The sequence below is a fragment of the Priestia veravalensis genome, assembly GCF_001457055.1.
In the GTDB taxonomy this organism is placed as follows: Bacteria; Bacillota; Bacilli; order Bacillales; family Bacillaceae_H; genus Priestia; species Priestia flexa.
In genome coordinates this window covers 312,940-328,763 of sequence record NZ_KQ758627.1, presented here as the reverse complement: position 1 = coordinate 328,763, position 15,824 = coordinate 312,940, and the positions used below count along the sequence as shown (strand labels likewise).

At 37.6% G+C, this 15,824-nt stretch carries 15 protein-coding genes and 1 riboswitch; of the genes, 13 read left to right on the top strand and 2 right to left on the bottom strand.

Going from position 1 to position 15,824, the window contains the following annotated elements; all coding sequences use genetic code 11:
• The first annotated feature begins 54 nt into the window (after nt 1-54).
• The 6 genes from resA to AS180_RS01645 all read left to right on the top strand — a co-directional run bounded on the left by resA (nt 55) and on the right by AS180_RS01645 (nt 6,959).
• Nucleotides 55-576 (top strand): thiol-disulfide oxidoreductase ResA, encoded by a 522-nt coding sequence (gene resA, locus AS180_RS01670; RefSeq protein ID WP_025908346.1) that lies wholly within the window; start codon nt 55-57, stop codon nt 574-576.
• 12 nt (nt 577-588) lie between these two features.
• Entirely contained in the window at nt 589-2,211 is a 1,623-nt protein-coding gene (gene resB, locus AS180_RS01665; RefSeq protein ID WP_062686263.1) for a cytochrome c biogenesis protein ResB, read from the top strand.
• Nucleotides 2,212-2,222: 11 nt separating this feature from the next.
• Complete coding sequence (gene ccsB, locus AS180_RS01660) at nt 2,223-3,401, top strand: c-type cytochrome biogenesis protein CcsB (RefSeq protein ID WP_025908348.1); 1,179 nt, start codon at nt 2,223-2,225, stop codon at nt 3,399-3,401.
• 221 nt (nt 3,402-3,622) lie between these two features.
• Entirely contained in the window at nt 3,623-4,339 is a 717-nt protein-coding gene (locus tag AS180_RS01655; protein ID WP_062686261.1) for a response regulator transcription factor, read from the top strand.
• On the top strand, nt 4,339-6,117 hold the full coding sequence (locus AS180_RS01650) for an ATP-binding protein (RefSeq protein ID WP_062686259.1): 1,779 nt from the start codon (nt 4,339-4,341) through the stop codon (nt 6,115-6,117). The genes AS180_RS01655 and AS180_RS01650 overlap by 1 nt, the downstream gene beginning before the upstream one ends.
• A 158-nt stretch (nt 6,118-6,275) precedes the next feature.
• Nucleotides 6,276-6,959 (top strand): peptidoglycan DD-metalloendopeptidase family protein, encoded by a 684-nt coding sequence (locus AS180_RS01645; protein ID WP_025908351.1) that lies wholly within the window; start codon nt 6,276-6,278, stop codon nt 6,957-6,959.
• 35 nt (nt 6,960-6,994) lie between these two features.
• On the opposite strand, the gene serA is transcribed toward AS180_RS01645, so the two are convergent.
• On the bottom strand, nt 6,995-8,569 hold the full coding sequence (gene serA / locus AS180_RS01640) for a phosphoglycerate dehydrogenase (protein WP_062686257.1): 1,575 nt from the start codon (nt 8,567-8,569) through the stop codon (nt 6,995-6,997).
• Nucleotides 8,570-8,945: 376 nt separating this feature from the next.
• Nucleotides 8,946-9,084: riboswitch (FMN riboswitch) on the top strand.
• Between the two features lie 147 nt (nt 9,085-9,231).
• On the opposite strand from serA, the gene AS180_RS01635 reads away from it, so the two are divergent.
• Nucleotides 9,232-9,807: an ECF transporter S component gene (locus AS180_RS01635; RefSeq protein ID WP_025908353.1), complete on the top strand. Its 576-nt coding sequence runs from the start codon at nt 9,232-9,234 to the stop codon at nt 9,805-9,807.
• Nucleotides 9,808-9,853: 46 nt separating this feature from the next.
• Here AS180_RS01635 and AS180_RS01630 read toward each other — a convergent pair whose 3' ends face one another.
• On the bottom strand, nt 9,854-10,102 hold the full coding sequence (locus AS180_RS01630; RefSeq protein ID WP_025908354.1) for a ferredoxin: 249 nt from the start codon (nt 10,100-10,102) through the stop codon (nt 9,854-9,856).
• A 258-nt stretch (nt 10,103-10,360) separates the two neighbouring features.
• Between AS180_RS01630 and AS180_RS01625 the strand changes: the two genes are divergently transcribed.
• The 6 genes from AS180_RS01625 (at nt 10,361) to AS180_RS01600 (ending at nt 15,727) form a co-directional block, all read left to right on the top strand.
• Nucleotides 10,361-11,413: a YpbB family protein gene (locus tag AS180_RS01625; protein WP_025908355.1), complete on the top strand. Its 1,053-nt coding sequence runs from the start codon at nt 10,361-10,363 to the stop codon at nt 11,411-11,413.
• 15 nt (nt 11,414-11,428) lie between these two features.
• The gene (locus tag AS180_RS01620) at nt 11,429-12,946 is read left to right on the top strand and encodes a RecQ family ATP-dependent DNA helicase (RefSeq protein WP_025908356.1); all 1,518 of its coding nucleotides are present in this window, start codon (nt 11,429-11,431) and stop codon (nt 12,944-12,946) included.
• Between the two features lie 84 nt (nt 12,947-13,030).
• Nucleotides 13,031-13,480, top strand: coding sequence for a DUF2663 family protein (locus AS180_RS01615; RefSeq protein WP_025908357.1), 450 nt, complete (start codon nt 13,031-13,033; stop codon nt 13,478-13,480).
• Between the two features lie 62 nt (nt 13,481-13,542).
• Nucleotides 13,543-13,911 (top strand): hypothetical protein, encoded by a 369-nt coding sequence (locus AS180_RS01610; protein WP_025908358.1) that lies wholly within the window; start codon nt 13,543-13,545, stop codon nt 13,909-13,911.
• 13 nt (nt 13,912-13,924) lie between these two features.
• Nucleotides 13,925-14,698 (top strand): metallophosphoesterase, encoded by a 774-nt coding sequence (locus tag AS180_RS01605; RefSeq protein WP_226372912.1) that lies wholly within the window; start codon nt 13,925-13,927, stop codon nt 14,696-14,698.
• Between the two features lie 108 nt (nt 14,699-14,806).
• Complete coding sequence (locus AS180_RS01600) at nt 14,807-15,727, top strand: MerR family transcriptional regulator (RefSeq protein ID WP_025908360.1); 921 nt, start codon at nt 14,807-14,809, stop codon at nt 15,725-15,727.
• Nucleotides 15,728-15,824 lie beyond the last annotated feature (97 nt).

The window sequence follows — 15,824 nt, the reverse complement described above, 5'->3', positions numbered from 1 at the left end:
GCTATAATTGTAAGAAAACGCATAATGAAAACGATTTAGAGGAGTTCGATTGGGATGAAAAAACGTCGCTTATTTATTCGTACTACGATTCTAACTATTTTATTAGTTGCTGTGGGCTATACTCTATATACGCAGTTTATAGCTGACAAGCAAGCATTTTCAGTAGGTGACCAGGCTCCTAACTTTGTTCTCCAAGATTTAGAGGGGAATGAACATAAGCTGTCGGATTACAAAGGAAAAGGCGTCTTTTTAAACTTTTGGGGCACGTGGTGTAAACCTTGTGAAAAAGAAATGCCTGTAATGGAAGCACAATACGCGAAGTATAAAGACCAAGGTGTTGAAATTTTGGCTGCAAATGTTGATGAAACAGATGTTGCTGTTAAGCAGTTTGCAAACCGCTATGGATTATCCTTTCCGATTTTAATGGACAGGGATTCACAAGTTCTCCATGCATACGGTGTAGACCCGTTACCAACTACGTTTTTAATTGATAAGAATGGAAAGATTGTCGATGTGTTTATTGGAGGGTTAGATGAACAACGAATTCAAGAGTACATGGAATTAATTAAGCCGTAGGGAGTTTTTGCTATGAAACAAATACGATGTGAATGCGGTCATCAAAACAAAGAAGGAACCGTATTATGTGAAGCGTGTGGGAAGCCGCTGAATGAAGAGTCCTCAAAGCAACTGGTTGATATGCGATATGAGGGTAGTGCAAGGCGCTCACAAACATACAATAAAACAATCATTGATAAGATATGGAACTTTTTCTCCTCAGTAAAGGTAGGTGTTTGGATTATTATCCTTACACTTGCAGCATCAGCTCTAGGAACGATTTATCCACAAGAAATGTACATACCACCAGGAACAACAGCAGTTCAATACTATGAACAAGAATACGGATGGACGGGAAAACTCTACTATGAACTAGGATTTCACAATTTATATGGTTCATGGTGGTACATGCTTTTAATTGCATCGCTCGGTATATCATTGGTCATCGCCAGCTTAGACCGAGTTGTTCCACTTTATAAATCACTAAAGTATCAAAGAGTAAAAAAACACGCCAATTTCTTGAAAAAGCAGCGTTTATTTAGCGTCACGAAGTCATGGGCAGATGAAGACTATGAAGCTATGAAAGAGCAGTTGAAAAAGCATCGTTATACAATTCGAGAAGAAAGCGGAAACATATTGGCTGAAAAAGGAAGGTTTTCGAGATGGGGACCTTACGTCAATCACCTTGGTCTTATTATTTTCTTAATCGGTGCTATGCTTCGGTTTGTACCTGGCATGTACGTTGATGAAGTACTGTGGGTACGAGAAGGTGAAACAAAGGTAGTGCCCGGTACTGATGGGGAATACTATTTGAAAAACAATGCGTTTAAAGTCGAAACGTATGATAAAGAGACGGAAAAAGAAGTTTTTCAACAAGCAATTGACCGCGTGGGCAATCAAGCCATTGTAAAGAACTATCAAGCCGATGTGACTCTATACGAGCGTGAAGGGGACAGTATTCCTGGACAAACGCCAGAATTAAAAGAATTAAAGGATAAGAGCATTCGCGTAAATGAACCTTTAAAGCATGAAGGCTATGCCATTTACCAGGTGGATTATAAGCTTAATGAATTCAACGCCATGTCGTTTCATTTAACAAACAAAGAAACGGAAGAAAATATTGGCCAATTAACAGTTGATTTATATAAGCCTGAGGAAACATATACGCTCAAGGATGGCTATAAAGTAGATTTAATTAGCTATTTCCCAGACTTTTATTTGAATGATGATGGAAACCCAGATACCAAAACACGGGTACCGAACAACCCAGCCTTTGTGTTTAAAATGTTTTCACCTGAGCATCCAAAAGGTGAGGTAGCACTTGTCGCTATTCAACAGAACCTAGAGCCACTTGGTGAAAATGATTATAAGATGTCCTTTGCAGGCGTAGATACAAAAAATGTAACAGGGTTAACAGTCAGAAAGGATTATACGCTTTGGATTTTAGGCCTAGGAGGTGCGATCTTTATGATCGGTGTCATTCAAGGAATGTATTGGAATCATCGACGTTTGTGGATTCAAAGGATTGGAGATGAGCTGTGGTTAGCCGCTCACACAAATAAAAACTGGTATGGTTTGAAAAATGAGTTAAATCAAGCAGTTCAACAAACTAAGATTATGCCGTTGCATGATCAAGTAGATAAAGACAAGGGGTAGGAGGAGACAGAATGGATTTTGCTAGCGTTAGTAGTAACTTGCTTTATGTAGCTTTCATTGCTTATTTAGTCGCTACTTTTTTCTTTGGTGGAGCCATTAGAGAAAAGAATTCAAAGCATAAGGCAAACAAGTGGCCGATATTTGGAATTAGCGTAACGATTGTTGGATTCATTGCACAAGTTGGATATTTTATTACGAGATGGATTGCTTCAGGCCATGCGCCGGTTAGTAATCTATTTGAATTTACAACCTTCTTTGGCATGATGATTGTCGGGGCATTTATTATTATTTACTTTATCTATAAATTAAGTATTCTAGGCGTATTTGCTCTTCCTATTGCGCTGTTAATCATTGCGTATGCAAGTATGTTTCCAACGGAAATTTCACCTTTAATACCAGCGCTTCAAACAAACTGGTTACATATTCACGTTACAACGGCTGCTGCCGGCGAAGCAATTTTAGCTATCAGCTTTGTAGCGGGACTGATTTATCTTATTAAATGTATTGATCAAACGAAAGCAACCAAAAAAACATTTTGGCTAGAGTTTATCTTATATTCTTTACTGAGTACGGTTGGATTTATTATCATGACAACAGCTTTTAGTTTATCAAACTATGATGCTACGTTTACATGGGTCGATAAAAATGAAAAGCAGGCTGAAATGGTGTATCATCTCCCGGCTCTAGTTGGTCCACATGACGGAGAGTTAGTAACGACTGATCGTTTAGAGCCAGCGGTTTCAGTACCTGCAATTATTAATGCACAAAAGTTAAATACGGTTTTATGGTCACTCATGAGTGGTTTTGTCCTATATTGGTTACTTCGTCTTGTTCTTCGCAAACGAATCGGCGCTGCTTTAAAGCCGTTAGTCAAGCAAGTAAACAGTGAACTATTAGATGAAGTAGGCTATCGCTCAGTTGCTATTGGGTTTCCTGTTTTTACTTTAGGTGCTTTAATTTTCGCCATGATATGGGCGCAAATTGCGTGGACACGCTTCTGGGGGTGGGACCCAAAAGAAGTGTGGGCTTTAATTACGTGGCTATTTTACGCAGCCTTTTTACATCTGCGCTTAGCCAAAGGCTGGCAAGGTGAACGTTCAGCATGGCTAGCAGTTGGTGGCTTTGCTATTATTATGTTTAATCTCGTTGCGGTTAACTTGGTCATTGCAGGCCTACACTCATATGCGTAAGAAAAAACTCGCTGTCATTGCGACAGCGAGTTTTTTTTGTCATAATGAATCCAATCAGATGTGGAAATTAGGCATAAATGAAAAATGATATAAAAAAGTATAAATAATAGAGACACCTTTTAAGTCCCGTTCATTTGTTACATAGATTGTCACAATGTTGATTAGACATTGGTAGCGGTTCACCCGTTTTTTTTGTAAACTAAACATAGGAGGTTGAGAACATGCAAACTGAACAAAGATTATTACTTGTGGACGATGAAGATCGTATTCGTCGTTTGTTAAAGATGTATTTAGAAAAAGAAGGATATACGATTGAAGAAGCTGCTGATGGCCATGAGGCTATTGAGAAAGCGTTACATATAAATTATGATCTTATTATTTTAGATTTAATGATGCCTGGAATTGATGGAATTGAAGTGTGTAAACAAATTCGTGAGAAAAAAACAACACCGATTATTATGCTAACAGCGAAGGGTGAAGAAGTAAATCGTGTTCAAGGTTTTGAAGTTGGAACGGATGACTATATTGTTAAGCCCTTCAGTCCTAGAGAAGTTGTACTGCGCGTCAAGGCCTTGTTACGACGATCTTCGTCTACACCTGTTATGGAGCCAACATCTTCGGTTAAAAATATGCTTGTGTTTGACCATTTAACAATCGATAATGATGCACATCGTGTGACTGCTGATGATAAAGAAGTCAACCTAACGCCAAAAGAGTACGAATTGCTGTGCTTCTTAGCAAAAACACCGGATAAAGTGTACGACCGTGAGCAGCTTCTGAGAGAAGTTTGGCACTATGATTTCTTTGGAGATTTAAGGACGGTAGATACTCATGTCAAACGTTTGCGAGAAAAATTAAATCGCGTCTCTCCAGACGCTGCTAAAATGATTGTAACCGTTTGGGGTGTAGGGTATAAATTCGAGGTTGGAAACAGCTGATGTTTTGGCGGAGTGTTGTTGGTAAACTCTGGTTCACTATCCTATTACTGGTTACGTTTGTTTTATTTATTTTAACGGTTTTATTGCTGCAGTTCTTTGAAAATTATCATGTAGATGCCGCAGAAAAACGACTAACTAAAACTGCAGCTAAAATTTCTACTATCGTAAAGGAAACCAAAGACCAGGAGCTCGGGCTTTCAATTGCACGCGAATTAGCTGACCAAGCCAGTATCTTAATTGTACAGGGAGATAAGAAGTATTGGAACTCCACCCACCCGGAAGAAGAGAGTCGTGACACTGTCATATCGCTCATTTCTGAAGATGAAAATCTTCAAAGAGTGACCACGCATGGTGAAGTTGTACACGAAGAAATGTACATGACTGAAAATAGAGGTACTTCAGAAAGTCCCCTTATGTTTATTGTAGGCGTTCCGTTATCTGTAGATGGTCAAGGGAATGGCGGGGTTTATTTATACCAATCACTAGCTGAAATTGAAGAGCCTGCACGCTATACAACAAAGTTCATTATCTTAGCTGCGGGTATTGCCATCGTACTAACTACAATTTTTGCTTTTTTCTTATCAACTCGAATTACCGCTCCGCTTCGAAAAATGAAGCAGGCAGCTTTTGAGGTTACAAAAGGAAATTTTGAGACGAAAGTGCCAATTTTAACACACGATGAAATTGGCGAACTAGCAATTGCCTTCAATCAGATGGGAAGGCAGTTGAAATTCAACCTTAATGCTTTAAATCAAGAAAAAGAGCAGCTTTCAAGTATATTAAGTAGTATGGCGGATGGGGTTATTACATTTAGTCAAAATGGTTCGATTTTAATTACCAACCCACCTGCCGATCAGTTTTTACAAGCATGGTACTATGAGCAAAATATGAATAACCAGTCCATTCCAGAGATTCCTTTAAAAGTGGTTCGTTTGTTCGAGAGCGTTGTTAAAAGTGAAAAAGAACAGAGCGCAGAGCTAACGATACAAGGACAGACGTGGGTTATCCTTATGTCACCACTCTATAACCAAACGAAGATTCGCGGAGCCGTTGCGGTTTTACGTGATATGTCAGAAGAGCGTAAATTAGATAAGCTCCGAAAAGATTTTATCGCCAATGTTTCACATGAGTTACGCACACCTATTTCGATGCTGCAAGGTTATAGTGAAGCGATTATTGATGACATTGCTAGCACGGAAGAAGAGAAAAAAGAAATTACCCAAGTTATTTACGATGAATCCTTAAGGATGGGGCGGCTTGTTAACGAACTATTAGATTTAGCTCGAATGGAAGCAGGACATGTTCAGCTTCACGTAGCTGAAATTGAGATGGTTGAACTTGCTGAGCGAGTAGTTCGTAAATTCCAAGGAATTGCCAAAGAGCAGGATGTTATGCTGGAACTCCAAACCAATTCACAAACACAGCTCCCGGCAACCATCGATGCAGATCGGATAGAACAGGTATTGACCAATTTGGTTGACAATGCGATTCGTCATACCCCTAAAGGTGGAAAAGTGACCCTTGGTATTAACAGTAACCAAACGGAAGTTCATCTTTCAGTTGAAGATACAGGTGTAGGAATACCAGAAGAAGATTTACCATTTGTTTTTGAGCGATTTTATAAAGCAGATAAGGCAAGAACAAGAGGGAAATCAGGTACGGGACTCGGGCTTGCGATTGCAAAAAATATCGTAGAAGCACATCGTGGAGTCATTGTGGTAAACAGCATTTTAAATCAGGGAACAACATTTTTTATTAAGCTACCTAAACACTACTAATAAGATAAATGCTACTTGTGTTTTAAAGACCAAAGAGTAAAAGGTTAGAAAATAGTAAAATATTTTCTAACCTTTTTTACTGGAAATGTCTAGAATTTTCGAAACTGCATATAGTATATTTATGTGTCAAGAAACGCTTAGTACATAGGAGGACATGTATGCTTGATATTGTAAGGCGAATATTAGTAGTAGTCATTATGGGGATGTGTATAGGGCTATTGTTTGTTGGAGGAACAATGGCTAAAGCAGAAGCTTCTACACAGTGGAACTGGCCGACTGAAGAAGGAACGCTTACAGATGTGTTTGGCTCTCGTAACGCAAAGCATTTTGGTATTGATATTGCAGCGCCTGTGGGGACACAGGTGTATGCAGTATATAGTGGAAGAGTTACAAAGTCTTATTACTCTGATACATATGGACAAGTTGTGTTTATTAAGCAAGATAACGGATATGAAACGGTGTATGCACACTTGAATAGTCGAGATGTTACAGAAGGTGAAAGAGTTTCTATTCGTCAGGCAATTGGACAAGTAGGTAACACAGGGCGATCATCGGGTGCTCATTTGCATTTTGAGGTTCATAAGGGAACATGGAATATTAATAAAACGAATGCTATTAACCCGATTGCAAAGCTTGATCAAGGGAAATTATCAGCCTACGTAAGGGAAGATTTAGAGACTGCTGTATTTAGACAGTTGAATGAAGGGTACGTTGTAAAAAGAGGAGACACGTTATCTAAAATCGCACAAAAATATGAAATGAATGTAGACGATTTAAAAGGAAGGAATCATATGACGACCAGCGATATTTATCCAGGTCAACATCTAAAGATAACAAAATAAAAACAAGAAAGGCCTAGACCTTTCTTGTTTTTATTTTATAGTTCAATACGTTGAATTGTAACAATTTCACTTGCTTGCTTTAATGATTCAATCGTTGCGTCTTCAATAAGACGGTCGAACGTAAGCATCATAATGGCTTCTCCGCCTTTTTGTTTACGTCCTACCTGCATTGTTGCAATGTTGATATCTAAGTCACCAAGCGCTTTACCAACATTTCCAATAACACCTGGTTGGTCTGTGTGTCGGATATATAATAAATGTCCTTCTGGATAAAAATCAATGTCGAATGAATCAATGTTAATAACGCGAGGACCATAATCTTTAATATACGTACCAGTAATAGAGAATGTGCGAGACTCTCCTTTTACAACAACTTCAATAATGTTAGCATAGCCTTGAGTGTTATCAGAAATCTTCTCACCAAACGTAATGCCTCTTTCTTTGGCAATCATTGACGCGTTTACTTCGTTGACTGAACGGTCAATACGATGAGTTAAAAATCCAGATAACAAGCTTCGTGTAATATAGGTTGTTTCTAAGTCTGCTACTGTTCCTGCGTACGTAACAGAAATATCTTGAACAGGTTCTTTCATGCATTGTGATAGAACGGCACCAAGCTGTTTCGTTAAGCTAGTAAACGGCTGGATTTTTTCAAATACGTCTTTTGAAAGCGTCGGTAAGTTAATTGACGAACTTACTGGGTTGCCTTCTAAGAAGCGTAGCACGTCATAGGCAACATCTTCTGCTACATTTAACTGCGCTTCTTTTGTTGAAGCACCTAAATGTGGTGTTGTAATAACTTGGTCAAAGTTTAAAAGTGGATTATCAGTAGGTGGTTCTACTTCAAATACGTCAATTGCAGCGCCTTGAACGTGACCAATCTCTAAATAGTATGCAAGTGCTTCTTCATCAATAATACCGCCTCGTGCACAATTTAGTAAGTAAACGCCTTTCTTTGTTTTGGCTAACGTCTCGCGATTCAATAAACCTTTTGTATCTTTCGTTAATGGCGTATGAACAGTAATAATATCAGCTACTGCTAATAAATCATCTAACGATAAGAGGTCAACTCCTAGTTTTTCTGCACGAGATGTTGTTAAAAATGGATCATATACATGTACCGTCATGTTAAAGGCTTTCGCACGTTTTGCAAGTTCAGAGCCGATACGACCAAAACCAACAATTCCCAAATGCTTGCGATTGAGTTCCGTACCAACAAAAGCTGATCGGTTCCATTCGCGAGACTTAACGGAAATGTTCCCTTGAGGGATATGGCGAACTAAGCTAGCCATCATGGCAAAAGTATGCTCAGCTGTAGAAATAGTGTTTCCATTTGGGGCATTAATGACAACAACGCCTCGTTTAGTTGATGCTTCAATATCAATGTTATCGACACCTACACCTGCACGAGCAACAATCTTTAAATTCTTCATTTTGTCTAACAAGTCTTCTGTCACAGTCGTTGCGCTTCGAACAAGCAGTGCATCGTATGTATGCAATAAATCTTCAACTTCCGTTACTTTTTTTCTTGTTAAATTAACATTTGATGCTTCTAATAATGGAGCAAGACCTTCATTGCTAATTGAATCAGCTACTAACACTTCATACATGTATTAACATCTCCCTTTCACAACTCAAATATCTGATAATTTATCACGTTAAAAAAATTCTGTCAATTGGATTGTAGAAAAGTTCACAATTGGTAACGTTTTCATTTTTAATTTGTTACTTAATATTCGGATTTTTAGTGAAAAACTTGGTATTTTAGCGGGTTTATTTTTGTGAAAATATTTTTAATACGTACTTTTTGGAGTTTTATATGTAAGAAAGTACGGTGAAAGAATACCTGACAATCTTTCGTTATTGCGCTGTTTTTTCATCATGAAAAAATAATGACTAAAAGAAATCGGAATTGCAGTATTTTTTGTATCAAATGATTTACTTTTAATTCAAGGTATCATATAATGTGAACATCATTAAATATTGATCTATCTTCGGGGCAGGGTGTAATTCCCGACCGGCGGTGATAAACAAATTGTTTTAAGCCCGCGAGCTCTTTAAATGTGGAGCAGGATTTGGTGTGATTCCAAAGCCGACAGTAAAGTCTGGATGGGAGAAGGTGGAGGTTCAAACGTTCAAAAACAAATGTGTTGAACGTTTATTGAATGTGCCTGCATTTTCCCTCAACAAATTTGTTGAGGTTTTTTTATGGAGTGCATGTGCAATGAACCTTTCTTCTTGGAAGAATGGATCGCAAGAAGGAGAGAGGAAAATGGAACATAGCAAGAAAACACAAAAGCTTGTTATTCTAGGGATGCTAAGCGGTTTGTCTTATGTATTAATGATGCTTAACTTCCCAATACCAGGTATACCACCGTTTTTAAAAATTGATTTTAGTGAGGTACCGGCGCTGCTTGCTGCATTAATCTTTGGTCCTGTAGCAGGTCTTATTGTCGAAGGAATTAAAAATTTGCTGCATTATCTCATTCAAGGAAGTGCAACAGGCGTCCCTGTAGGCCAATTAGCAAATTTTGTAGCAGGGCTATTGTTTATCTTACCGGTTTCTCTTATGTTTCATAAATTTAAAAATACAAAAGGTATTACAACAGGTTTAGTAGTTGGAACAGTAGTGATGTCAGTTGGAATGGCGTTTTTAAATTACTATGTGTTCTTACCTGCATATACGCTTTTCTTACAGTCACCGGCGCTGTCAAGTGAGGAAACACGTCAGCTAGTCGTAACGGGCATTCTGCCATTTAACATGATTAAAGGAATTATTACTGGCTTAATTTTCGTTGTTTTATTTAATAAAATGAAATATTGGATTACAAAGCGAGTCGCTGTTTAAATAGAAAAAAGACCTGTACGTGGATGTACAGGTCTTTTATTGTTTTTTATTCAAATTTGTTAGAGTCGCCGTCAAACTTCTCATCTGCTACGCGGATTGAATCTGTTGGGCAACCTTCAAATGCATCCATCATATCATCTTCTAATTCTTCAGGAACTTCCACAATCCCTTGGTTATCATCTAATGTTACGAACGCAATTCCTTCATCATCGTAATCGTAAATATCTGGCGCTGCTGCTCCACATGCTCCACATGCAATACATGTATCTTTGTCAACAATTGTATATTTTGGCATAACAAGACCTCCTGTAAAGTGTTCGAAAATTTCGTGTTATATAATCTCTTTTCAACATAAGCGTGAAATTTCTCTTTACCCATTGTAAGACGATTTTTAAAACTTTTCAATAGAAAAGTCATTGATAATGCTTATCAGACAAGGGTTTGTCATGACTTATAGTGCCACTTTTTTCGTTCATCTCAATTCGTGCAATGACAAAAAGGTGCTTTCTGTTAAAGTTTTGGTAAAATGAAAAGAGAAAGGAAGTTGACGATTGTGAACTATATTCAAACCGTTATGCTATATAGTATGCAACAACTAAAAGGTGAACGAACAGTTTACGGGATTTATCATATAGTAACTGGGAAAAAATCAGCGCAAACAATTCAAGACGGTAAAATCTTTGGCTTGTCTTTTTTATTTCAATCATTTAGTTACTTGAAAAAAGAAACATTTTCTCTATACGTAAAAGAGCTTACTTCTCATCAATTCATTAAAGAAGTGGACCATCAAAAATATATGCTAACAAGCAAGGGTGAAGAGGCACTTCACCAACAATTACGTGAATGGCCTCTGCCAGCTAAGCTTAGCGGTTGGCAATTTGCGAGTAGCACACAATTATTTTTATCGAGGCTGACCTTGTTCATTCAAACAATCTCTAATCTACAGTATTTTCAAAAGGGATTTTTGCCAATCACCCAAGATCCTGAGATCATTCAATGGGTGAAAGCTTATTTATTTTCTCAGTCGTATTCAAGAGAAGAGTTGGCCAAACGCTTGTTTAATGAATTAAAATGTATTTTAACGAAATGTTCTTCTCAAAACGCTGATGTGTTTGTTCAACATCTGAGTGGATATAAGCGAATTGGTTTAACCAAAAGTCAGCTTGCTGAATATTATAAGATGAACGAACACTACGTTCATTTATTAATGATCAGCGTCGTTCATCAAATCATTGAGCAAATTAGCGAATGTCGAAGTGAATTTCCAGTTCTTCAACAATTTATACAGGACGTACATATGACTGTGCCACTAACGGCTTCAACAGTTAAAACGTACGAGTGGTTACAAAAAGGAAAATCATTAAAAGAAGTAGCTCGAATTAGACGGTTAAAAGAGAGCACCATTGAAGATCATATTGCTGAATTGGCGCTGTTTCTTCCTAATTTTACTATTGATGATTATGTAAAAGTGGAGGATCAAAAGGAAATTATGAATGCTTTTGAAGCGTTAAATACCAATCAGCTAAAAGAAATCAAAAAAAGGGTTAGTGATCACCTTACTTATTTTCAAATTCGTCTTGTATTGGCTAAGTGCGTAACGAATTAAGAAAGGAGTAAGACGATGGAGTTAGAACAGGTACTTCAAAAGGAATTCGGCTTTTCTACTTTTCGGAACGGTCAAAAAGAAATTATAACGGACTTATTAAATAACAATCATGTTTTGGCCGTCTTGCCTACGGGAACAGGAAAGTCACTTTGTTACCAGCTCCCTGGCTATTTTTTAAAGCGGCCAATCCTTATCGTGTCCCCGTTGCTTTCCTTAATGGAAGATCAGGTTCAGCAGCTCAAAGCCAAGGGAGAAAAACGAGTTATTGCTCTTAACAGTTTTTTACGTGAAGATGAAAAGCGGCAGGCGCTTCGTTCCTTAAATAGCTATCGTTTCATTTATGCTTCTCCTGAAATCTTACAGAATCCGTATGTAGTTCAGGCTCTCAAACAAGCAAATATTGGTATGTTCGTTGTAGATGAAGCACACTGTATTTCGCAATGGGGCCATGACTTTCGGTTAGATTATTTAAACTTAGGCATGGTATGGGAAAACCTAGGGAAACCGACTTGCTTAGCGCTAACAGGTACAGCAACGAGTGAAGTGCTCAGTGATATTAAAACTTATCTACACCTTGATCAAGTCAACGAGCATTTATATTCAATGAATCGTTCAAATATTGCTATCAGCGTAGAGCATGTGCATGGTCTTGAAGAAAAAAAGAAAAAGCTACTGGAATACGTAACGAAAATTCAAAAACCAGGTATTATTTATTGCTCTAGCCGAGCGTTAACGGAGTCGTTAACGCACTACTTAAAAGAAAATGGTGTCGAAAAAGTCCAATATTACCATGGAGGAATGGAAGCTAACGATCGCATGCTCATTCAGCGACAATTTCTTGAAAATCAGCTCGACTTCATCTGCTGTACAAGTGCTTTTGGAATGGGAGTTAACAAATCGAACGTTCGTTTTGTCCTGCATTTTCAAACGCCTACGCAGCTTGAATCCTATGTTCAGGAAATTGGAAGAGGAGGCCGTGATGGCTTACCGAGCTTAGCAATTTTATTATATAGTGAAGAAGATGATGGGTCTGCACAGGCTTTGTTAGACTTAGAGCTTCCTTCTCCAGATACGCTTTTATATTGTTTGTCACAAATTCGTTCAAGCTCCAGTCCAGTTGGAGTTCGAGACGTTGAAGCCCACTTTTTATTTACAATTGGTGTTTATGAGACGCATTGGCGTTTTATTCGCCACTATTTAGAAAACATTGGTGCGATTCATGATGGAATAATTTATCCAGAACAGGTTACGGAATCTCTATATGGAGAACTGGTGGAGATTGTAAATAAACGCCTAAACGTTAAGCAGAAAAAATACCATGCAATGAAAGGGTTTATCCATACAAAAGAATGTAGAAGAAAAGCCTTAATGAGATATTTTGAAGAAGAGGGCATTTCAGAGAGGCACAATTGTTGTGATCTTTGCAGCATTGATTTAGATGAATTTAAGCAATCCGAACATGAGCGTACAGAATCTACATTTTTAGGATGGCAAGCCGAACTAGCGAGATTGCTCAAACAAGACGTTCACTAGAAAGACCATTGTTGAAATTTTAAACATAAACATTCACCTTTCTTCATACTGTTGTACTAGCCTTATAAAGGGGAGTTGAAGAAAGTGAAAGAGCTGTCTCGCTATCATGTTGATGAACCTACTCAATATATATTAGAAAGCGTTATAAATAAAAAAGAAAAGTTATCGGCTACTCAAAAATCAATGAATAAATGGAAGTGGGTATTTTTTGTATGCTTGCTGTTTGGGATAAGTTATTTATTTGTATTTACTTCGCGCTTAAACCTGATAGCTTTTAGTGACTTTATTCAATTTTTTCTCGGTGATAGTAAGCATCTTCTCTTGCTTATCATCATTTTTTCTACCTATTTTAGGATGATACAAATGCAAAAGCAATGCGATAAGGTGGAAAAAGAATTTAATGATTTGCGGTGTGAAATTATTCAAAAAAGCAAGGACATTTGGTCAACTCCAGCACAGTGGGAAAGTCGAAAAGATTTGTATGCGGCAATGAAACAAACCTACGATATTAATTTGTATCATGAAAATAAATAAGCATTCAATACATGCAATAGCCTCTTCTCACATACAAGTTGTAGTGAGGGGAGGCTTGTATTATGAGAAAGTGGTTATTATTTGTAATAGGGTGGGTATGTAGTTATTATTTCATTACAACCTCTGTATTTGAACGAGAAGGAGCTTCGCTAGATACCATTGTATTTTTTCTGGAAAATCCAGCGAGTCTGTTTGCAACGGTTTTGCTCTTTTTAATTAGCTGTACGTGTCAAGCTATTTGGGTGCAGGTGTTAATTGAAAATGTGTACCGCTGGATACAAGGAACAAGGTTGCACAGAGTGGAATTTCTTGTAGCATTGCTTTCTTTAGTGGGTTGCGTAGCGTTTATTTCATTTGAATATTATGTACTATTACCAGTTATGTTGGTCTCATTCATTTACGGTATAGGTGCTGCTTCACAAAGTAAATAAAAAAGGAGTGAGCATGATTATGATTGTAGGAATTATCGGTGTGTTAGTAGTGGCTGCTATTGTTTTACTTACTTACATGGCCAAAGAGGCACAGCGTACAGTTGTCGAACAAGAACATATTGAAGTGAAGGGTGTTCCAAAGGAATGGCAGTCACTGCGTATTTTCTTTATTTCAGATATACATAAACGTACGGTTACAAAATCTTTAATTGAACAAGTAAAGGGACATATTGATTTTGTTGTTATTGGAGGAGACCTAGCGGAAAAAGGTGTCTCGCCACAACAGATTGAAGCGAATATCAAGCAGTTAAGACAGCTAGGTTCTATTTACTTTGTATGGGGAAATAACGACTATGAAATTAATCAACAGAGTCTAGCTGCTCTTTTCAAAAAGCATGAGGTAGTAGCTTTAAAAAACGAAGCAATTTGTATCGAGAAGGAAGGGGTTTCTTACAATATTGTGGGAGTTGATGACTTGTCAGAAGGGCACTTAAACATTAATCAAGCTTATAACGGTGTAAATCAACAACATTTCACACTGTTGCTTAGCCATAATCCAGATGCAATCTTTGAAGTGGAAAAACAGCGTGTTGACTTAATGCTTAGCGGTCACACTCATGGTGGACAAATCCGTTTGCTTGGGTTGGGCCCTTATGAATTAGGTGGACTTAAAACGCATAAAGATATAGTTTACTTTGTGAGCAATGGGTATGGAACTACTTCTTTACCTCTTCGTTTGGAAGCCAAAGCCAAGGCGCATGTTCTAACAATTACTAGAGCAAACTAACTTTAAGCGTCTTTTGAACATAGCATATACAGATTTTACACAACGTGTAACTTATCCTATAATGCAAGTAATACGTTATAGTTCACGAAGAGTCGTTGGAGGTTACATATGGCTTCACAAGAAGGAAAGTATAATATTAAAGCCATCTCAAACATGGTCGGAATCCAACCCGGAACGTTGCGTGCATGGGAGCGTCGTTATAAAATATTTAACCCTGTGCGAAACGAGTCGGGTCATCGTTTGTATACAGAGGCAGATTTTAAAAAATTAAAGTGGTTAACAGATAAAGTGAGCAATGGCTTTACTATTAGTCAAGCTGTCTCATTGTTAGAAACAGAGAGCGCAAACATTCACCAAACTGCTGACCAAAGTGAAGTGGAAACACCTCAACGTTTAAAAGATCAAATTTTACATCATTTATTATCTTTTGAAGAAAGTAAAGCACAAGAACTAATCAATCATGCTTTTAGCTTATATTCCGTGGAGCAAGTAGTAATTGATATACTAGGTTCTTTATTAGTTACAGTAGGAGATATGTGGGAAAAAGGTAAGATTACAAGTGCCCATGAACACTATGCTACGCAGTTACTGAAAACAAGAATCAGCATGTTATTTTATTCTCTTCCTTCAAGTGGTTTATTACCAAAAGCCATCGCGGTGTGCGGTCCAAATGAAACGGATGAAGTAGGGCTGCTTGTTTTTACATTGTTCTTGAGAAGAAAAGGGTTTGAAGTTATTTACTTAGGGAGCAGCATTGAAGAAAGAGATATTTATCTCATTTTAAAAGAAGTGAATCCAACCTTCTTCTTTATGTCCTGTACAATGATGGAGAATGCTAAGAAAACCGTTGATTTGGCATGTGATGTGCAAGGAGAGTTTCCACATTTAAAAATTGGTCTTGGTGGCTTTGTTTTTGAAATGTTAGACGGGAAGGATAAGGAAAGAGTTTCTTCGTTTTTATTAGGTAATTCAAAAAACGAATGGAATGAATGGTTAACTGAAAAATTAGCCGAACATCATAATCAATAGGCTTGTTTTTAACTGTGTAAACCTGTAAACTCGTAAGTAAACATCACGAACCGTTTTCTAGAAGGTACATATACTGCATTATCAAACCATGTGGTTA